This window comes from Pelomicrobium sp. P1, from assembly GCF_052805615.1.
The window spans coordinates 156,139-174,458 of the sequence record NZ_JBRBEM010000006.1 but is presented as its reverse complement, the minus strand read 5'-3'; the positions used below and the strand labels follow the sequence as shown (position 1 = coordinate 174,458).

Here is an 18,320-nt window from a genome sequence, read left to right as displayed (position 1 = left end):
TACCGGGACCCGACGACGGGCGAGGGGCGCCTGACGCCCCAGACGATGTCCGAGGCAGAGGTCCGGCGGGTCCACCCGGAAGCGAAGGGGCTGCCCTGGACCGAGGAGACCCGGATGATCGGCGACGAGCCTTTCTGCGTCGAGATGCCGTTGCGGGCCGCAGCCTGAGGCCGGCCAATCCGGACGGGCGGGAAACCGCCCGTTTTTTTATGCTCGCGTCCTGCGCGGGTGCGATCGCTCAGCGCCCGCGGAACACGGCCGGCCGTTTCTCCAGGAACGCCCGCATGCCTTCCCGCTTGTCCTCGGTGGCGCACAGGAGCCCGAAGGCCTGGGTTTCCAGGGCGCAGGCGTTGTCCAGGTCCAGGTCCTTCCCCCGGTGCACCAGGTGCTTGGTGTAGCGCACCGCCAGGGGCGCCTTGGCGGCGATCTGGCGCGCGAGTTCCAGGCCAAAGGCCTGAAGCTTATCCTTGGGCACCACGTGGTTCACTAGGCCGATTTGCTTCGCCTCCTCCGCCTTCACCTGGCGGCCGGTGAGGAGCAGCTCCAGGGCCAAGCCGGTGCCCACCCGGCGGGGGAGCCGCTGGGTGCCGCCGAAGCCGGGATTGATGCCCAGGTTCACTTCGGGCTGGCCGAAGACGGCGTTTTCCGAGGCGACGATGAAATCGCAGGCCATAGCCAGCTCGCATCCGCCCCCCAGGGCGTAGCCGTTCACCAGGGCGATGGCGGGAATGGGCAGCCGCTCAATGGCGCGGAACGCCTGAAGAGCCGCCTCGCAAAAGCGCTGGCCCTCTTCGGGGTTCATGTCCACCATGCGGGAGATGTCGGCGCCAGCCACGAAGGCCTTGTCCCCCGCACCGGTCACGAGCAGAGCCCGCGCCGCCGGGTCCGCCGCCACTTCGCCCACCGCGGCGCCCAGCTCGGCGAGGGTCTCGGGGTTCAAGGCGTTGAGCGCCTTCGGGCGGTTGAGGGTCAGGCGGTAGATGCCGTGCTCGACTTGTTCCAGGATCAGGTTTTCGTAGGCCATGGAGGAAAAAGGATGAGGATGAAAGAAGAATTCACTTGGCCGCCAGGCGCACCGCCCCATCCAGGCGGATCACTTCGCCGTTGAGCATTTCGTTTTCCAACACGTGCTTCACCAAGGCCGCATACTCCTCCGGCCGCCCCAGCCGGGGCGGAAACGGCACCTGGGCCGCCAAGGACGCCCGCAGCTCCTCGGACATGGCCGCCACCATGGGGGTGTCGAAGATCCCCGGGGCGATGGTCATCACCCGGATGCCGAAGCGGGCGAGCTCCCGGGCGATGGGGAGCGCCATGCCCACCACGCCGGCCTTGGAGGCGGCGTAGGCCGCCTGGCCGATCTGGCCGTCGAAGGCGGCCACTGAAGCGGTGTTGACGATCACGCCCCGCTCCCCGCTCGGCAGGGGCTCCAGGGCGCTCATGGCGGCGGCCGCGAGCCGCAGCACGTTGAAGGTGCCCACCAGGTTCACCTGGAGGGTGCGGTTGAAAGATTCCAGCGAGTGGGGTCCTTGCCTGCCCACCACCCGCTCCCCCGGCGCGATGCCGGCGCAATTGACCGCGCCCCGCAAGGGCCCCAATTCGGCTGCCGCCGCCACCGCCGCTTGCACCGCCGCCTCCTCGGTCACGCTGCCGCCCACGAACCGGGCACGGCCACCCAGCTCCTGCGCGAGGGCGGCACCCGCGGGCTCGTTCAAGTCGAAGATCACCACCGAGCCGCCCTCGGCGGCCAGCATCCGGGCGGTGGCGGCGCCGAGCCCGGAGGCACCGCCGGCGACGAGGAACGCGCTGCCTGGGATGCGCACGGGCCCGCCTACATGTTGCGCCGGTACTGCCCGCCCACCTCGAACAGGGCGCGGGTGATCTGCCCCAGGGAGCACACCCGCACCGCGTCCATGAGCACGGCGAACACGTTCTCGCCCCCCATGGCCGCCTGCTTGAGCCGCTCCAGCATGGGCCCCGCCTCGTGGGCATGGCGCGCCTGGAAGTCCCGCAAGCGCTTGAGCTGGGATTGCTTCTCCTCCTCGGTGGAGCGGGCGAGCTGGATCGCCTCCGCCGCCGGCTTGGGGTTGGGGTTCAGGAACGTGTTTACCCCGATGATGGGGAGCGTCCCGTCGTGCTTCTCGGTCTCGTAGAGAAGCGACTCTTCCTGGATCTTGCTCCGCTGGTAGCCGGTCTCCATCGCCCCCAGCACGCCGCCGCGCTCTGACAGGCGCTCGAACTCCTTGAGCACCGCCTCCTCCACGAGATCGGTAAGTTGCTCGATGATGAAGGCGCCCTGGTTGGGGTTTTCGTTCTTGGCGAGCCCCCATTCCCGGTTGATGATGAGCTGGATCGCCATGGCTCGGCGCACCGACTCCTCGGTCGGCGTGGTGATCGCCTCGTCGTAGGCGTTGGTGTGCAGCGAGTTGCAGTTGTCGTAGATGGCGATCAGGGCCTGGAGGGTTGTGCGGATGTCGTTGAAATCGATCTCCAGGGCATGCAGCGACCTGCCCGAGGTCTGGATGTGGTACTTGAGCTTTTGCGAGCGTTCGTTGGCCCCGTACTTGAACCGCATGGCGGTGGCCCAGATGCGCCGGGCGACCCGCCCCAGCACCGCGTACTCGGGATCCATGCCGTTACTGAAGAAGAACGACAGGTTGGGGGCGAACTCGTCCACGTGCATGCCCCGGGCGAGATAGGCCTCCACGTAGGTGAAGCCGTTCGCCAGGGTGAAGGCGAGCTGGGTGATGGGATTCGCCCCCGCCTCGGCGATGTGGTAGCCGGAGATGGACACGGAGTAGAAGTTGCGCACGTTGTGGCGGACGAAGTATTCCTGCACGTCCGCCATCATCCGCAGTGCGAACTCGGTGGAGAAAATGCAGGTGTTCTGGCCCTGGTCCTCCTTGAGGATGTCCGCCTGCACCGTGCCGCGCACGGTGGAAAGCACCCACTCCCGGATCTTCTCCTGCTCGTCCTCAGTGGGCGGGCGGCCGTTCTCGCGCTCGAACTTCTCCAGCTGCTGGTCGATGGCGGTGTTGAAAAACATGGCCAGGATCGTCGGCGCGGGCCCGTTGATGGTCATGGAGACCGAGGTGAGCGGATCGCACAGGTCGAAGCCCGAGTAGAGCACCTTCATGTCGTCCAGGGTCGCCACCGACACCCCGGAGTTGCCGATCTTGCCGTAGATGTCCGGCCGCTCGTCCGGGTCGAAGCCATACAGGGTCACCGAGTCGAAGGCGGTGGACAGGCGCTTGGCTTGGGAGTCCTTGGAGAGATAGTGGAAGCGCCGATTGGTGCGGAAAGGATCGCCTTCGCCGGCGAACATGCGGGTGGGATCCTCGTACTCGCGCTTGAAAGCGAACACGCCGGCGGTGTAGGGGAAGCTGCCCGGCACGTTCTCCTTGAGCAGCCACTTGAGCACCTCCCCCTCGTCCCCGTAGGCGGGAAGGGCGATCTTGGGCAGCCGGGTGCCGGACAGGGTGGCGTGGTGCAGGGTGGTGCGCACCTCCTTGTCCCGGATCTTCACCACGTATTCGTCGCCGGCGTAGACCTCCCGGGTGCGGGGCCACAGCTCCAGGAGCTTCTTGCAGCGCGCATCTAGGGCTCGCTCCCGCGCCTCGATCAGGGGCTCCAGGTGGGAGGCGTCCTTGCCCGCCTCCTCCAGGAGGCGCTTGGCGCCTTTCAACTGCTGCCGCTCCCGGGCAATGGCCACCTGCCGCTCCGCCTCCCGGTGGTAGCCGCGCACGGTCTCGGCGATCTCGGCCAGATAGCGGATCCGGGCCGGGGGCACGATGGAGGCGGCGCCGGTGGAATGTCGTCCCTCCACCCGCGAGAGCCGGCCGGGGGGGAGCTTGTAGCCCCGTTCCGAGAGCAGCCCCACGAGCCCCTGGTATAGGGCCGTGACCCCGTCGTCGTTGAAGCGGGAGGCGATGGTGCCGTAGACCGGCATCTCGTCGGGGCTCTTGCCGAACGCGGCGCGGTTCCTCTGCACCTGCTTGGACACGTCCCGCAGAGCATCCAGCGCGCCGCGGCGGTCGAACTTGTTGATCGCCACGAGATCCGCGAAGTCCAGCATCTCGATCTTCTCGAGCTGGCTCGCCGCCCCGTATTCCGGCGTCATCACGTAGATCGACACGTCGGCCAGAGGCGCGATGGCGGCGTCCCCCTGGCCGATGCCGGAGGTCTCCACCAGCACCAGGTCGAAGCCCGCGAGCTTCACCAGGGCGATGATGTCGGGCAGCGTGGCGGGGATCTCGCTCCCCGCCACCCGGGTCGCCAGGGAGCGCATGTAGATGCGGGGGGAGTCGATGGCGTTCATGCGGATCCTGTCCCCCAGCAGCGCCCCGCCGGTCTTGCGGCGGGTGGGATCGGCGGCGACGACGGCGATCTGCAGCCGGTCCTCCTGGTCCAGGCGGAAGCGACGGATAAGCTCGTCGGTGAGGGACGACTTGCCGGAGCCCCCCGTGCCCGTGATGCCCACCACCGGCACCTTGGCCGCCGCGCCCCGCTTGAGCTCGTCCCGCAGCGCGGGCTCCAGGGCCTCGTTCTCCAGGGCGGTGATGAGCCGCGCCAGGGCCCGCCGGTCGCCGGCGCGCACCGGCTTCAGATCCTTGGGACAGTCCCGGGTGAGGTCCGCGTCCGCCCGCTCCAGCATGTCCCGGATCATGCCGGCCAGCCCCAGCTTCTGCCCGTCCTCGGGGGAATAGATGCGGGTGACCCCGTAGGCCTCCAGTTCCCGGATCTCTCTGGGGATGATGACCCCGCCCCCGCCGCCGAAGATCTTGATCCCCGCCCCGCCCCGCTCCTTGAGGAGATCCACCATGTACTTGAAGAACTCCATGTGGCCGCCCTGGTAGGAGCTGACGGCGACAGCGTGGACGTCTTCCTGCAGGGCCGCGGTGACGATCTCCTCCACCGAGCGGTTGTGGCCCAGGTGGATCACCTCCGCGCCGTGGGCTTGGAGCAGCCGGCGCACGATGTTGATGGAGGCGTCGTGGCCGTCGAAGAGACTTGCCGCCGTGACGAAGCGAACCCGGTTGACGAGCTTGTAGGGCTGGGGCGCCACTTGAACGCTCAAATCGGTCATCGGTTCCCCTCCTCGCGTCACTTCCGGGTTTTGGGCGCCCGCCGGGCGGGCGCCGGCGTCGCTTTTCCGGTTACTCGTTTCCCCCGTCGGTTCTCACCCGAACGTAGGAGCCGGGAGCATCTTCGAGGGGCTTGAGCTTGCCCGCCCCCGGAATCCGGGCGGGAACCCGCCCGTCCCCGAAGGGTTCCACCCAGGCCGCCCAGTGGGTCCACCAGGAACCCGGCTGGTGTTGGGCCTCCTGGAACCAGGTCTCCGGATCCGGCACCAGCCGGTCGTTCACCCAATAGCCGTACTTGCCCGCCGCGGGGGGATTGATCACCCCGGCGATGTGGCCCGAGCCCCCCAGCACGAAGGTGACCGGACCGGAGAGCAGCCGCGCCCCGGCGTAGGTGGATTTCCACGGAGCGATGTGATCCTCCACCGTGGACACGAAGAACGCCGGGGTCTTGATCTTGGACACGTCGATGGGCACGCCCGCCAGTTGGATGCCACCCGGCTCCTTGAGCAGGTTGCGATGGTACATGTTGCGCAGGTAGAAACTGTGCATGGCCGCGGGCATGCGGGTGGAATCGGAGTTCCAATAGAGGAGATCGAAGGGGAACGGGTCCTTGCCCAGGAGGTAGTTGTTCACCACGAAGGACCAGATCAGGTCGTTGGCCCGCAGCATGTTGAAGGTGGTGGCCATCTCGTGGCCTTCCAGGTAGCCGCGCTCCTGCATGCGCCGCTCCAGAGCGGCGATCTGCTCGTCGTCGATGAACACCTCCAGCTCGCCCGGCTCGGAGAAGTCGATCATGGTGGTGAAGAAGGTGGCGCTGGCGATGCGGGAGGACTGGCGCCTGGCCGCGAGATACGCCAGGGTGCAGGCGAGGAGCGTCCCGCCCAGGCAGTAGCCGATAGCGTTCACCTCCTTCTCACCGGTCGCCTGCTCGATGGCCTCCAGCGCCGCCAGGGGGCCCTCCAGCAGGTAGTCGTCGAAGGTCTTCTTGGCGTGCTCCGCGTCCGGGTTCACCCAGGAGATGACGAACACCGTGTGGCCCTGCTCCACCGCCCACTTGATGAAGGAGTTCTTCTCCCGCAGGTCCAGGATGTAGTACTTGTTGATCCAGGGCGGGATGATGAGCAGCGGACGCTTGAACACCGTCTCCGTTGCCGGCTGGTACTGCAGGAGCTGCATTAGCCCGTTCTGGTAGATCACCTTGCCCGGCGTGGTGGCGATGTTCACCCCCAGCTTGAAGGCCTCCGGGTCGGTCATCTTGATGCGCAACTGCCCGTTGCCCCGCTCCAGGTCCTCCAGCAGGTTGGACAGCCCCTTGAGCAGGTTCTGGCCGCCGCTTTTCACCGTCTCGTCGAACACTACCGGATTGGTGAGCACGAAGTTGCTGGGGGACAGGGCGTCGATGTACTGGCGGGTGTAGAAGTTGATCTTCTTCGCCGTCTGCTCGTCCAGCCCCTCCACGCTCCCCACCACGTTGTGCAGGTGGCGGGCAGCGATGAGGTAGGACTGCTTGATGTAGTCGAACAGGAAGTGGTCCTCCCACGCCTCGTGCTGGAAGCGCTTGTCCCCCTTGGCGGGCGCCGCCACCGGCGGCACCTCGTGGCCCAGCATCTTGAGGAAGCTGTTCTGCCACAGGGCCATGTAGTCCTGCCACAGGTTCACCTGGGCCTGGGCGAGCTTGATGGGGTCCAGCATCAGCTTCGCCGCCATGTCCATGAACGCCTTGGCGATGCCCAGCTCGTCGGCGAGCCCGAGCTGCCCCTGGGTCGCCTGCCGGGAGACGAACTCGGACAGTACCTTGCTCGAGCGCTGGGCGATGTCGCTCAAATTGCGGGCGAGTTCCACGGGGTCGGGGATTTCGGGCTTGGGCGGCTCGGGGGCTGCGCTGCTCACGGCCGTTCTCCTTAACGATCGAATCAAAACAAGTCTAGTCCAACCCAGCGGGCGCTTCCACGAAACGGGGGCTCGCCAGGGCACGGAAGCGGTACACGCCCTCCGCCTCCAGGCGCTCGAGCCGTCCCCGGCGCCAGAGATAGTTCATGTGGGCGAGGGTCTCTCCCAGGGCGAAGAACAACTGGTGGGGGTCCAGGGCGCGCTTGAACAGCACCGGCATCACTTCCGCCGCCGTGCGGGGCTGCGCGCAGGCGGCCCGCAAGGTTCCCAGCCGCTCGACATGATGCCGGCGCAGCGCGTCGATGCGGGCCCTGAGCCCGGTGAAGACCAGGCCATGGGAAGGCAGCACCCGGGTCTGCTCCGGCAACGTCCGGTAACGGGTTAGGGAGTCCAGGTACAAGCCCAGGGGGTCGCCCTCCGGCTCGTTGCCCCAGACGCTCACGTTGGTGGAAATGCGGGGCAGCACCATGTCGCCGGAGATCAAAAGCCCCAGGGCCTCGCAATGGAGGGCGGCGTGCTCGGGGGCGTGGCCGTAGCCCACCCGCACGGTCCACGCCCGCCCGTCGATGGGAATCGCCTCCCCGTCCAGGATGCGCCGGTAGCGGGTGGGGAGCTCCGGCACCCCTTGCCGGTACGTCTCCCCTTTGAGTCTCAAGTGCCCGAGCCGCGCCTCGTCCAGGCCGTGGCGCCGGTAAAGGGCCATGAGGGGTTCCTTGCCGAAGCCGGCCCGGCCGTCCCACACGGCGTGGGCGGTCAGGTACTCTGCCTGGGTCATCCACAACTCGGCGCCGAAGCGCCGAATGAGCCAATGGGCCAGCCCCACGTGGTCCGGGTGGTAGTGGGTGACGATCACCCGACGGACCGGCCGCCCGGCCAGGGGGCCCGCCAGCAGGGTCTCCCACGCCGCCCGGGAGGCCTCCCCCGCGTAGCCGCAGTCCACCACCGTCCAGGCGTCCCCGTCCCGCAGCACCCACAGGTTGATGTGGTCCAGGGCGAAGGGCAGGGGCATGCGCACCCACCCCACCCCGTCGGCCACTTCCAGGAGCTCCCCGGGTCCGGGGGCTTGCTGGCCGAACGGGTAGTGGAGGGAGGGCGCTGCCGGCTCCGGCGAAGATTCAGAGGGGGCGGAAGCAGGAACGGGTTCGACGCTGGCGGGCATGGCGGTCCCTGATGGGTGTGGGGGGTCTGGCTTTACGTTTACGTAAGATGGAACTATAGTGGCTTTTATTCTACGGGGTCATGCTGCAACACACAATGAAAGAGGCCACGTACACCATCACCGAGCTGGCACGGGAGTTCGGCGTGACCACCCGTACCATCCGCTTCTACGAGGACCGGGGGCTGCTGAGCCCCGCCCGGGAAGGGCGTCACCGGATCTATTCCCACCGGGACCGGGTGCGCCTCAAGCTCACCCTGCGGGGCAAGCGCCTAGGCTTCTCCTTAAGCGAGATCAAGGAGCTCTTCGACCTGTACGACGCCCGGGACGAAACCGCCCAGCTCCAGCAGTTCCTGGTCATTCTCGACAAGCGGAAGACGGCGCTGGAACAGCAGCGCCGGGACATCGACGCCATGCTGGCGGAGATCGAGACGTTCGAAAAGCAATGCCGCCGGATCATGGAAGAAAGGCTCGGGCAACGCGCCAGCGTGGCCGTCCCGTCCGGCCCCTGAACCATCGCAGCGTCGCGGAGGCATGGCGTGAAACGGGAAGCGGCAGGATTCACGGCCCCTGACCCGAGGTACGCCGAACGGGTGCGGGCGAGCTTCGCGCGCCAGGGTATCATGGGCCATCTCGGCGCCGCGCTCACCGAGGTGAGGCCCGGCTACTGCGAGATCCGGCTCCCGTTTCGCCCGGAGCTCGCCCAACAGCACGGCTACTTCCACGGGGGCGTCATCGGCACCCTCGGCGATTCGGCCGGGGGCTACGCGGCCTTCACCCTGATGCCGGCCGACGCCGGCGTGCTCACCGTGGAATACAAGATGAACCTGCTCGCTCCGGGCGACGGCGAGCTGCTCATCGCCCGGGGCCGGGTGATCAAGGCCGGCCACTCCCTGGTGGTATCCCAGGCCGACGTGGCGGTGGTCAAGGACGGGACGGAACGGCTCTGCGCCATCCTGCTGCAGACCCTCATGACGATCCAAGGCAAGCCGGAGGTGCAGGGTTGAGCGGGCGGCCGACGGAGCCTGCGCCGCCCGCCGGGTCGTCGATTTACCGGAGGCTCGACAGAAAGGTGCCGCCATGATGGAAGATCCCGTTGTCATCGTCTCCGCCGCCCGTACTCCCATGGGCGGGCTCCTCGGGGACTTGAGCCCGCTCACCGCCCACGAGCTGGGCGCCGCCGCCATCCGGGCGGCGGTGGAGCGCTCGGGCGTCGTCCCCGGGGACGTGGAGGAGGTCATCCTGGGTAACGTGCTCTCCGCCGGCCAGGGCCAGGCGCCGGCGCGCCAGGCGGCCCTCGGCGCGGGGCTAGCGCTTTCCGCCGGCTGCACCACCATCAACAAGATGTGCGGCTCCGGCATGAAGGCGGTGATGCTGGCCCATGACCTGCTGCGGGCGGGAACCAACCGGGTGATGGTGGCGGGCGGCATGGAGAGCATGAGCAATGCCCCTTACCTGCTGATGCGGGCCCGGGGCGGCTACCGGCTCGGCCACGGGGAACTCAAGGACCACATGTTCCTCGACGGGCTGGAAGACGCCTATGACAAGGGGCGCCTCATGGGCGACTTCGCCGAGGAGTGCGCCGCCCGCTACCGCTTCTCCCGGGAAGCCCAGGACCGCTTCGCCATCGCCTCCCTGACCCGCGCCCAGACGGCCACCCGGGACGGGACCTTCGCCCGGGAGATCGTGCCGGTGGCGGTGAAAGCCCGGGACGGAGAGCGGGTCGTGGCCCAGGACGAGCAGCCCCTCAAGGCCAGCCCGGACAAGATCCCGACCTTGAAGCCCGCGTTCAAGAAGGACGGCACGGTGACCCCCGCCAACGCCAGCTCCATCTCGGACGGCGCGGCGGCGCTGGTGCTGATGCGGCGCTCCGAGGCGGAAAAGCGCGGCCTCCAACCCATGGCCGTCATCCGGGGGCACGCCACCCACGCCCAGGAACCGGCCTGGTTCACCACCGCCCCGGTGGGAGCGATCCGCAGACTCTACGAAAAAGTGGGCTGGACCGACCGGGACGTGGACCTGTACGAGATCAACGAGGCCTTCGCCGTGGTCACCATGGCGGCCATGGAGGAGCTGAAGCTCCCCCACGAGAAGGTGAACGTGCACGGGGGCGCCTGCGCCCTGGGTCACCCCATCGGCGCCTCCGGCGCCCGCATCCTGGTGACCCTGCTCTACGCCCTGGAGAAGTACGGCTTGAAGCGCGGCCTCGCCGCCCTGTGCATCGGCGGCGGCGAGGCCACCGCCATGGCAGTGGAGAGGCCATGAGCGCACCGATCGATTTCTACTTCGACTACTCTTCCCCTTACGGCTATCTCGCCAGCACCCGCATCGAGGCCCTCGCCGCCCGGCACGGCCGGGAAGTGGTCTGGCGCCCGATCCTGCTCGGCGCCGTCTTCAAGGTCACGGGCGGGCAGCCCCTTCCCACGGTCCCCCTCAAAGGCGACTACGCCCGGCGGGACATGCTCCGCTGCGCCCGCTACTATGGCATCCCCTTGAGGATCCCCTCCAAGTTCCCGGTGGCGACCCAGGCCCCCGCCCGGGCTACCTACTGGCTTTGGGACCGGGACCCCGCCAAGGCCAAGGCGCTCGCCTCGGCCCTCTTCCATGCGTACTTCGTCGATGACCGGGACATCTCCAGCCCCGAAGTGACCGCCGACGTGGCCGCCTCGATGGGACTTCCCGGCGAGGCGCTGCGCGCGGCGCTGCAGGAGCCCGCCGTGAAGGAGCGCCTGCGCGCCGAGACGGACGCCGCCCTCGCCCGGGGCGTGTTCGGCTCGCCCTTCTTCATCGTGGACGGGGAGCCCTTCTGGGGCGTGGACCGGATGGATCAGCTCGAGCGCTGGCTCGAGACCGGCGGGTGGTGAGCAATTTCCGACCCTGCACCCATCGGCCCCTGTGCAGATTGCCTGATTTCCCGAAGCCACGCCGATCATGAACCCTGTAAGCCTTAACTTCGACCTAGGCGAAACCATCGACCTGTTGCGCGAAACCGTGCGCGGCTTCGCCGCGAAAGAGATCGCGCCCCGGGCGGCGGAGATCGACCGCTCCAACGAGTTCCCCCGGGATCTGTGGCCCAAGCTCGGCGACCTGGGGCTGCTCGGCATCACGGTCGAGGAGGAGTACGGGGGCGCCGGGCTCGGCTATCTGGCCCACGTGGTGGCCATGGAGGAGGTGAGCCGGGCGAGCGCCTCGGTGGGCCTGTCCTACGGGGCCCATTCCAACCTGTGCGTCAACCAGATCCGCCGCCACGGCACCGAGGCGCAAAAGCGGCGCTACCTGCCGAAGCTCGTCTCCGGAGAGCACGTGGGGGCGCTCGCCATGTCGGAAGCCGGCGCCGGCTCCGACGTGGTGTCCATGCGGCTCCGGGCGGACAAGCGCGGCGACCGCTATATTCTCAACGGCACCAAGATGTGGATCACCAACGGGCCGGACGCGGACGTGCTGGTGGTGTACGCCAAGACCGATCCAGCGGCGGGGGCCAAGGGCATCACCGCCTTCCTCGTGGAGCGGGGCTTCAAGGGCTTTTCCACCGCCCAGAAGCTGGACAAGCTGGGCATGCGCGGCTCCAACACCTGCGAGCTGGTGTTCCAGGACTGCGAGGTGCCCGAGGACAACGTCCTGGGGGCGGTGAACGAGGGCGTCGCGGTGCTCATGAGCGGTCTCGACTACGAGCGGCTGGTGCTCGCCGGCGGCCCGCTGGGGATCATGGCCGCGTGCTTGGACGTGGTGCTGCCCTACGTGCACGAGCGCAGGCAGTTCGGCCAGCCCATCGGCGAATTCCAGTTGATCCAGGGAAAGCTCGCCGACATGTACACCACCTTCAACGCCTGCCGCGCCTACGTCTACGCCGTGGCCAAGGCCTGCGACCGGGGGGAAGTGACCCGCAAGGACGCGGCCGGAGCGATCCTCTATGCCGCCGAGCGGGCCACCTGGATGGCGGGGGAGGCGATCCAGTGCCTCGGCGGCAACGGCTACATCAACGAGTACCCCGCCGGGCGGCTCTGGCGCGACGCCAAGCTCTATGAGATCGGGGCGGGCACCTCCGAGATCCGCCGCTGGCTCATCGGGCGGGAGCTCTTTGCGGAAACCGGGTGACATGACGGCGATCCAGTCCAAGGTGGACCCCAAGAGCGAGGAATTCCGCACCAACGCCGCGGCGATGGGCGCCCTGGTGGAGGACCTGCGCCGCAAGGTGCAGGAGGCAGCCCAGGGCGGGCCGGAGGAGGCCCGGCGCCGGCACCTCGCCCGAGGCAAGCTCCTCGTGCGGGAGCGCATCGACGCCCTGATCGATCCTGGCACGCCGCTCCTGGAGCTGTCCCAGCTCGCCGCCTACGGCATGTACGGCAACGAGGTGCCCGCGGCCGGCATCGTCACGGCTATCGGGCGCGTCTCGGGGCAGGAATGCGTGATCGTCGCCAACGACGCCACGGTGAAGGGCGGTACCTATTACCCCATCACGGTCAAGAAGCACCTGCGGGCCCAGGAGATCGCCCGGGAAAACCGCCTGCCCTGCATCTACCTGGTGGATTCCGGGGGCGCCTATCTCCCGGCCCAGGACGAGGTGTTCCCCGACCGGGACCACTTCGGGCGTATCTTCTTCAACCAGGCGAACCTCTCGGCCCTGGGCATCCCCCAGATCGCCGTGGTGATGGGCTCCTGCACCGCGGGGGGCGCCTACGTGCCGGCCATGTCCGACGAGACCATCATCGTGAAGGACCAGGGCACGATTTTCCTCGGCGGCCCGCCCCTGGTGAAGGCCGCCACGGGGGAGGTGGTGAGTGCCGAGGAGCTGGGGGGCGGGGATGTGCACACCCGCGTCTCCGGGGTGGCGGATCATTTGGCAGAAAACGACGCCCACGCCCTTGCCATCGCCCGCCGCATCGTGGCCGACCTCAACCGTAAAAAAGCCCTTCCCTTCGAGCCCGCGGAGCCGGAGGAACCCCTCTATCCCCCGGAGGAGCTCTACGGCGTGGTGCCGACCGATCTCCGGAAGACCTACGACGTGCGCGAAGTGATCGCGCGCCTCGTCGACGGCAGCCGCTTCGACGAATTCAAGAGCCGCTACGGCACCACCCTGGTGACGGGCTTCGCCCGCATCCACGGCTACCCGGTGGGAATCTTGGCCAATAACGGCGTCCTGTTCTCCGAATCCGCGCTGAAGGGCACCCACTTCATCCAGCTCGCCTGCCAGCGGGGCGTGCCGCTGCTCTTCTTGCAGAACATCACCGGCTTCATGGTGGGCAAGAAATACGAAACCGGCGGCATCGCCAAGGACGGGGCCAAGATGGTGACCGCGGTGGCCTGCGCCCGGGTGCCCAAGTTCACCGTGATCATCGGCGGCAGCTTCGGCGCTGGCAACTATGGGATGTGCGGCCGGGCCTACGGCCCCCGCTTCCTGTGGATGTGGCCCAACGCCCGCATCTCGGTGATGGGGGGCGAGCAAGCGGCCTCGGTGCTGGCCCAGATCAAGCGCGACGGCCTGGAAAAAGAAGGCAAGAGCTGGAGCCCCGAAGAGGAGGAGACCTTTAAGGCCCCGATCCGGAACCAGTACGAGACCCAGGGTCATCCCTATTACGCCACTGCCCGCCTGTGGGACGACGGGGTGATCGACCCGGCCCAGACCCGCCGGGTGCTGGGGCTGGCCCTGTCGGCCGCCTTCAACGCCCCCATTGAAAATACCGCCTTCGGGGTCTTCCGCATGTGACGCGTGGCCCCGCTTCTTCGACCTTGCGACGCCCATGAGCTCCCCATCGATCCTGCTCGACATTGACAAGCGCGGCGTGGCCACGCTGCGGCTCAACCGTCCCGAGGTGCACAACGCCTTCGACGACGCCCTGATCGCCCAATTGGGCGACGCCTTGCATCACCTGGAGCAGGACCCGGCAGTGCGGGTGGTGGTGCTGGCCGCCGAGGGCCCGAGCTTCTGCGCCGGGGCGGATCTCCAGTGGATGCGGCGGGTGGCCGGCTACACCGAGGCCCAGAACGTGGAGGACGCCCTGAAGCTCGCCCGGGTGCTCAGGCGGCTCGACGCCCTGCCCCGCCCCACCGTGGCCCGAGTCCAGGGCTCCGCCTTCGGCGGCGGGGTGGGGCTTATCGCCTGCTGCGACCTGGCGGTGGCGGCACGCGGCGCCCAGTTCGCCCTGTCCGAGGTGCGGCTGGGCCTGATCCCCGCCACCGTCGCGCCCTACGTGGTGGCCGCCCTGGGCCCCCGCCAAGCGCGCCGCTACTTCACCACCGGGGAGCGCTTCGACGCCGAGACTGCACGGCGCCTGGGGCTGGTGCACGAAGTGGCCGACACGCCCGCCCTGGATCAGGCGGTGGAGGGGCTGGTGGCGGCGCTGCTCCAGGGCGCGCCCGGCGCCCAGGGGGCGGCCAAGCGCCTGGTGGCCGACGTGGCCGGGCGGGGGCTGGACGAGGCGCTCCTCCTGGAAACCGCTCGCCGCATCGCCGCGGCCCGGGCCAGCGCCGAAGGGCGGGAGGGCATGGCCGCCTTCCTGGAGAAGCGGGCTCCGCGCTGGACCACAAGGGCATGAGCGATCCGGCCCCCGATATCCTGCGGGCAGACCGCCGGCTGCGACGGCGCATCGCCTTCGCCGCCCTCGCCCTAGTGGCGCTGGCGGTCCTGGCGCTGGAGCTGGTAGCGCCCTGGCTGGTCGCGAAGTTCCAGCATGATCCGCGCGAGGCGGTGCGAGCCTTGAAGCTTTTGATGCTGGCCGCTTTCGCTCCCCTCATCCCCATCGGCGTTTATCTTTTTTCCTTTGGCCGGTGCGCCGTGCAGGCCGGCCGCTTTCCCCCGCCCGGCGCCCGGGTGATCGTGGACACCCGGATCGCCCAAGGCCGTGCCGCCCGGCTGCGGGGCGGCGTGCTGATGCTGCTCGGCCTCGTTCTCACCGGCATCGCCCTCTTCGCCGCCCTGGTGGTGCCGGCCCTGGTGGAGCGCTCGTTGTTCGCTGCGGCCTGATCTGGATCGAGGGGAAACCGACGGCCGCCATGTTCAACAAGCTCCTCATCGCCAACCGGGGGGAAATCGCCTGCCGCATCATCCGTACCGCCCGCCGCTTGGGGCTGCGCGCCGTGGCCGTCTACTCCGAGGCGGACGCCCGGGCGCGCCACGTGGCGATGGCGGATGAAGCCCACTTGATCGGCCCGGCGCCGGCGCGCGAGAGTTACCTGCGCATCGACCGTATCCTGGAAGCGGCGAAGCGCTGCGGCGCAGAGGCGATCCATCCGGGCTACGGGTTCCTCTCGGAGAACGCCGAGTTCGCGGAAGCCTGCGCCGCCGCCGGCATCGTGTTCGTGGGGCCGCCCGCCGCAGTGATCCGGGCCATGGGCTCCAAGAGCACCGCCCGGGAGCTCATGGAGGCAGCGGTGGTGCCCGTGCTGCCCGGCTACCACGGCCATGACCAGCGGCTGGAGACCTTCCAGGCCGAGGCCGAGCGCCTGGGCTACCCGGTTCTGATCAAGGCCGCCTTCGGCGGAGGCGGCAAGGGGATGCGAGTCGTCGCCCGTCCACAGGAGCTCCCCGAGGCCCTTGCCGCGGCCCGTCGGGAAGCGGCCTCCGCCTTCGGCCATGACCAGTTGCTCCTGGAAAAGTACCTCCACCGGCCCCGCCACGTGGAGGTGCAGGTCTTCGCCGATCGGTTTGGCGCCGCGGTGCACCTCTACGAGCGGGACTGCTCGCTGCAGCGCCGGCACCAGAAGGTGATGGAGGAGGCGCCCGCGCCGGCGCTCGCCCCGGAGCGCCGCGCCCAGATGACCCGGGCTGCCCTGGCCGCCGCCCGGGCGGTGGGCTACGTGGGGGCCGGCACCGTGGAGTTTCTCCTGGCCGAGGACGGGGAGTTCTACTTCATCGAGATGAACACCCGGCTCCAGGTGGAGCACCCGGTCACCGAAATGGTGACCGGCCTGGATCTGGTGGAGTGGCAACTGCGGGTGGCGGCGGGGGAGCCCCTGCCCCTTTCCCAGGAGCAAATCGCCTGCAACGGCCACGCGGTGGAAGCGCGCATCTACGCCGAAGATCCCGCCCGGGACTTCCAGCCTTCCCCCGGGCGCATCCTCCATTTGCGCCTGCCCGAGGAGAGCCCCCACGTGCGCGTGGACAGCGGAGTGGCCGAAGGGGACGAGATCGGCGTCCACTACGATCCCCTGATCGCCAAGCTGATCGCCTGGGACCTGGACCGGGCCGGGGCCCTGCGCCGGCTGAGGCACGCCCTTGCCCAAGCGCGCATCGCCGGTGTGGCCACCAACGTGGTTTTCCTGAGCGCCCTGGCGGCCCATCCCACCTACCTGAAGCCGGACCTGGATACCGGCTTCATCGAGCGGCACCGGGACGATCTGATCCCGGGCGAGCGCTCCACGCCGGAGTGGATCGTGGCGGCGGCGGCCCTGGCGGAGCTCCTGCGCATCGACCGGGAAGCGGAGGCCGCCGCAGAACGCTCCTCCGATCCCCATTCCCCCTGGCACTGGCGCGACGGCTGGCGGCTCAACCAGGACAGCCGCCAGGTCTTCCGCTTCCGCGACGGACGGGCAAGCGTCCAGGTGACGGCCCGCCACCGGCGCGGTTACTATCTCCTGGAGCTTCCGTCCCGCAGCTTCTGCGCCCGGGGCGCCCTGGAGGGGGAAGAGCTGCTGGCGGACCTGGACGGAGTGCGGGCGCGGCTTGCGGTGGTGCGCTCCGGGACCGATCTCATCCTGATCGCCGAGGGCCGCTGCTACCGGCTGAGCCTCGATGATCCGGTGGCCCTGGCTCTGGCCGAGGAGCATCCCGCCGGAAGCCTCACGGCCTCCATGCCCGGCATCGTCACCAGCGTTCTGGTGAAGCCCGGGGAGCGGGTGGTGAAAGGCCAGCCCCTCGCCACGCTGGAGGCCATGAAGATGGAACACACCTTGGTCGCGCCGGCCGATGGCGTCGTACAGGCGGTGCGGTGCACTCCCGGCGAACAGGTGAGGGAGGGGATGGAGCTGATCGTGCTGGAAGCTGAGGCGTAGCCATGAGCCTGCCTGTCCGGGTAAAAGTGGTGGAAGTGGGCCCGCGGGACGGCCTGCAGAACGAGCCCAAGACGGTGCCCGCCCCGGTCAAGATCGAGCTGATCGAGCGCCTCGCCGACTCGGGGCTCACGGTGATCGAAGCGGGCAGCTTCGTCTCCCCCAAGTGGGTGCCCCAGATGGCGGACACGGCCCAGGTGCTGGCAGGCATCCGCCGCCGGCCCGGGGTTTCCTACCCGGTGCTGGTGCCCAACCTGAAGGGCCTAGAGGCAGCCCTGGCCGCGGGGGCGGAGGAGATCGCCGTGTTCGCCGCCGCCACCGAATCCTTCTCTCGCAAGAACACCAACTGCACCATCGAAGAGGGGCTCGAGCGCTTTCGGGAAGTGACGGCCGCGGCCCTAGAAGCGGGCGTGCGGGTGCGGGGCTACGTGTCCTGCGTGCTGGGCTGCCCTTACGAGGGGGAAGTGAAGCCTGAAGCTGCGGCCCGGGTGGCGGCGGCCCTCTACCGCATGGGCTGCTATGAAGTGTCCCTGGGGGACACCATCGGCGTGGGCACGCCCGGCAGGATGAAGGCCCTGATCGAAACCGTCGCCCGGGAAATCCCGGTGGAAAACCTGGCGGTGCACTGCCACGACACCTACGGCCAGGCGCTGGCCAACTGCTACGCGGCGCTGGAGCGGGGGGTGGCGGCGATCGACGCCGCGGTAGCGGGCCTGGGGGGCTGCCCCTACGCCAAGGGCGCCACCGGCAACGTAGCCACCGAGGACGTGGTGTACCTGCTGAACGGCCTCGGGATCGAGACCGGCGTCGACCTGGAGCGGCTCATCGACGCGGGCGAGTTCATCTGCGGCTTCCTCGGCCGCCCCAGCAACTCCAAGGCGGCGCGGGCCATCCTCGCCAGGCGCAACCCATGAACGGCGTCCCCTCCCCTTGCGTCCAGGTGTGCGCCATGGACCCGGCGACCCAATTCTGCCGCGGTTGCTTCCGCACCCTGGAGGAGATCGCCGGCTGGCCCTCCTATACCGAGGCCCAGAAGGCCGAAGTCTGGCGCCGCATCGCCGAGCGCCGGGCCGGCCCGGCGATCCCGGCCCAGGCCCACGCCCGCTCCTAAAGGGGGCGACTGAATCCCCCGGGTATTACCCGCAGGCTCGGGGAACCCGCCGGCTCCCCGCGGGAGGCGCTTCCGGGCGCGGGGCGTTTCGCCTGCG

The 18,320-nt window shown here is 68.9% G+C and carries 16 protein-coding genes; 11 read left to right on the top strand and 5 right to left on the bottom strand.

Features of this window, described 5'->3' with window-relative positions; translation table 11 throughout:
* Window positions 1-238: 238 nt before the first annotated feature.
* The 5 genes from ACUVYZ_RS08195 to ACUVYZ_RS08175 form a co-directional block, all read right to left on the bottom strand.
* Window positions 239-1,024, bottom strand: a complete 786-nt coding sequence (locus tag ACUVYZ_RS08195) for an enoyl-CoA hydratase-related protein (protein WP_439933955.1) — start codon at window positions 1,022-1,024, stop codon at window positions 239-241.
* Between the two features lie 31 nt (window positions 1,025-1,055).
* Window positions 1,056-1,820, bottom strand: coding sequence for an SDR family NAD(P)-dependent oxidoreductase (locus ACUVYZ_RS08190; RefSeq protein ID WP_439933954.1), 765 nt, complete (start codon window positions 1,818-1,820; stop codon window positions 1,056-1,058).
* 8 nt (window positions 1,821-1,828) lie between these two features.
* Complete coding sequence (icmF, locus tag ACUVYZ_RS08185) at window positions 1,829-5,083, bottom strand: fused isobutyryl-CoA mutase/GTPase IcmF (RefSeq protein ID WP_439933953.1); 3,255 nt, start codon at window positions 5,081-5,083, stop codon at window positions 1,829-1,831.
* Window positions 5,084-5,153: 70 nt separating this feature from the next.
* Window positions 5,154-6,971 (bottom strand): PHA/PHB synthase family protein, encoded by a 1,818-nt coding sequence (locus ACUVYZ_RS08180; protein WP_439933952.1) that lies wholly within the window; start codon window positions 6,969-6,971, stop codon window positions 5,154-5,156.
* Window positions 6,972-7,005: 34 nt separating this feature from the next.
* Window positions 7,006-8,130, bottom strand: coding sequence for an MBL fold metallo-hydrolase (locus ACUVYZ_RS08175; RefSeq protein WP_439933951.1), 1,125 nt, complete (start codon window positions 8,128-8,130; stop codon window positions 7,006-7,008).
* A 95-nt stretch (window positions 8,131-8,225) separates the two neighbouring features.
* On the opposite strand from ACUVYZ_RS08175, the gene ACUVYZ_RS08170 reads away from it, so the two are divergent.
* From ACUVYZ_RS08170 to ACUVYZ_RS08120, 11 genes are all read left to right on the top strand, one after another.
* Window positions 8,226-8,639, top strand: coding sequence for a MerR family transcriptional regulator (locus ACUVYZ_RS08170; protein ID WP_439933950.1), 414 nt, complete (start codon window positions 8,226-8,228; stop codon window positions 8,637-8,639).
* Window positions 8,640-8,666: 27 nt separating this feature from the next.
* Window positions 8,667-9,134, top strand: coding sequence for a PaaI family thioesterase (locus ACUVYZ_RS08165; protein WP_439933949.1), 468 nt, complete (start codon window positions 8,667-8,669; stop codon window positions 9,132-9,134).
* A gap of 76 nt (window positions 9,135-9,210) precedes the next feature.
* Window positions 9,211-10,392 (top strand): acetyl-CoA C-acyltransferase, encoded by a 1,182-nt coding sequence (locus ACUVYZ_RS08160; protein ID WP_439933965.1) that lies wholly within the window; start codon window positions 9,211-9,213, stop codon window positions 10,390-10,392.
* On the top strand, window positions 10,389-10,991 hold the full coding sequence (locus tag ACUVYZ_RS08155; RefSeq protein WP_439933948.1) for a 2-hydroxychromene-2-carboxylate isomerase: 603 nt from the start codon (window positions 10,389-10,391) through the stop codon (window positions 10,989-10,991). The genes ACUVYZ_RS08160 and ACUVYZ_RS08155 overlap by 4 nt, the downstream gene beginning before the upstream one ends.
* Before the next feature lie 67 nt (window positions 10,992-11,058).
* The gene (locus tag ACUVYZ_RS08150; protein WP_439933947.1) at window positions 11,059-12,222 is read left to right on the top strand and encodes an isovaleryl-CoA dehydrogenase; all 1,164 of its coding nucleotides are present in this window, start codon (window positions 11,059-11,061) and stop codon (window positions 12,220-12,222) included.
* Between the two features lies 1 nt (window position 12,223).
* Window positions 12,224-13,831 (top strand): carboxyl transferase domain-containing protein, encoded by a 1,608-nt coding sequence (locus tag ACUVYZ_RS08145; RefSeq protein ID WP_439933946.1) that lies wholly within the window; start codon window positions 12,224-12,226, stop codon window positions 13,829-13,831.
* A 34-nt stretch (window positions 13,832-13,865) separates the two neighbouring features.
* Window positions 13,866-14,660, top strand: coding sequence for an enoyl-CoA hydratase/isomerase family protein (locus tag ACUVYZ_RS08140; protein ID WP_439933945.1), 795 nt, complete (start codon window positions 13,866-13,868; stop codon window positions 14,658-14,660).
* A complete protein-coding gene (locus tag ACUVYZ_RS08135; RefSeq protein WP_439933944.1) occupies window positions 14,657-15,088 on the top strand; it encodes a hypothetical protein in 432 nt (143 codons plus the stop codon). The genes ACUVYZ_RS08140 and ACUVYZ_RS08135 overlap by 4 nt, the downstream gene beginning before the upstream one ends.
* A 29-nt stretch (window positions 15,089-15,117) precedes the next feature.
* Window positions 15,118-17,115 carry an acetyl/propionyl/methylcrotonyl-CoA carboxylase subunit alpha gene (locus ACUVYZ_RS08130; protein ID WP_439933943.1) on the top strand — a complete coding sequence of 666 codons (1,998 nt, stop codon included), beginning with the start codon at window positions 15,118-15,120 and terminating at the stop codon, window positions 17,113-17,115.
* A gap of 2 nt (window positions 17,116-17,117) precedes the next feature.
* Window positions 17,118-18,026 carry a hydroxymethylglutaryl-CoA lyase gene (locus ACUVYZ_RS08125; protein WP_439933942.1) on the top strand — a complete coding sequence of 303 codons (909 nt, stop codon included), beginning with the start codon at window positions 17,118-17,120 and terminating at the stop codon, window positions 18,024-18,026.
* Entirely contained in the window at window positions 18,023-18,223 is a 201-nt protein-coding gene (locus ACUVYZ_RS08120; RefSeq protein ID WP_439933941.1) for a DUF1289 domain-containing protein, read from the top strand. Before ACUVYZ_RS08125 ends, ACUVYZ_RS08120 begins: the two co-directional genes overlap by 4 nt.
* The last annotated feature ends 97 nt before the right edge of the window (window positions 18,224-18,320 follow it).

Excerpts from the sequence above, each read along its gene's own strand:
- ACUVYZ_RS08195 (WP_439933955.1), bottom strand. The coding sequence starts at position 1,024 with ATGGCCTACGAAAACCTGATCCTGGAACAAGTCGAGCACGGCATCTAC.
- icmF (WP_439933953.1), bottom strand. The coding sequence starts at position 5,083 with ATGACCGATTTGAGCGTTCAAGTGGCGCCCCAGCCCTACAAGCTCGTC.
- ACUVYZ_RS08175 (WP_439933951.1), bottom strand. The coding sequence starts at position 8,130 with ATGCCCGCCAGCGTCGAACCCGTTCCTGCTTCCGCCCCCTCTGAATCT.
- ACUVYZ_RS08170 (WP_439933950.1), top strand. The coding sequence starts at position 8,226 with ATGAAAGAGGCCACGTACACCATCACCGAGCTGGCACGGGAGTTCGGC.
- ACUVYZ_RS08160 (WP_439933965.1), top strand. The coding sequence starts at position 9,211 with ATGGAAGATCCCGTTGTCATCGTCTCCGCCGCCCGTACTCCCATGGGC.
- ACUVYZ_RS08155 (WP_439933948.1), top strand. The coding sequence starts at position 10,389 with ATGAGCGCACCGATCGATTTCTACTTCGACTACTCTTCCCCTTACGGC.
- ACUVYZ_RS08150 (WP_439933947.1), top strand. The coding sequence starts at position 11,059 with ATGAACCCTGTAAGCCTTAACTTCGACCTAGGCGAAACCATCGACCTG.
- ACUVYZ_RS08145 (WP_439933946.1), top strand. The coding sequence starts at position 12,224 with ATGACGGCGATCCAGTCCAAGGTGGACCCCAAGAGCGAGGAATTCCGC.
- ACUVYZ_RS08140 (WP_439933945.1), top strand. The coding sequence starts at position 13,866 with ATGAGCTCCCCATCGATCCTGCTCGACATTGACAAGCGCGGCGTGGCC.
- ACUVYZ_RS08135 (WP_439933944.1), top strand. The coding sequence starts at position 14,657 with ATGAGCGATCCGGCCCCCGATATCCTGCGGGCAGACCGCCGGCTGCGA.
- ACUVYZ_RS08130 (WP_439933943.1), top strand. The coding sequence starts at position 15,118 with ATGTTCAACAAGCTCCTCATCGCCAACCGGGGGGAAATCGCCTGCCGC.
- ACUVYZ_RS08125 (WP_439933942.1), top strand. The coding sequence starts at position 17,118 with ATGAGCCTGCCTGTCCGGGTAAAAGTGGTGGAAGTGGGCCCGCGGGAC.
- ACUVYZ_RS08120 (WP_439933941.1), top strand. The coding sequence starts at position 18,023 with ATGAACGGCGTCCCCTCCCCTTGCGTCCAGGTGTGCGCCATGGACCCG.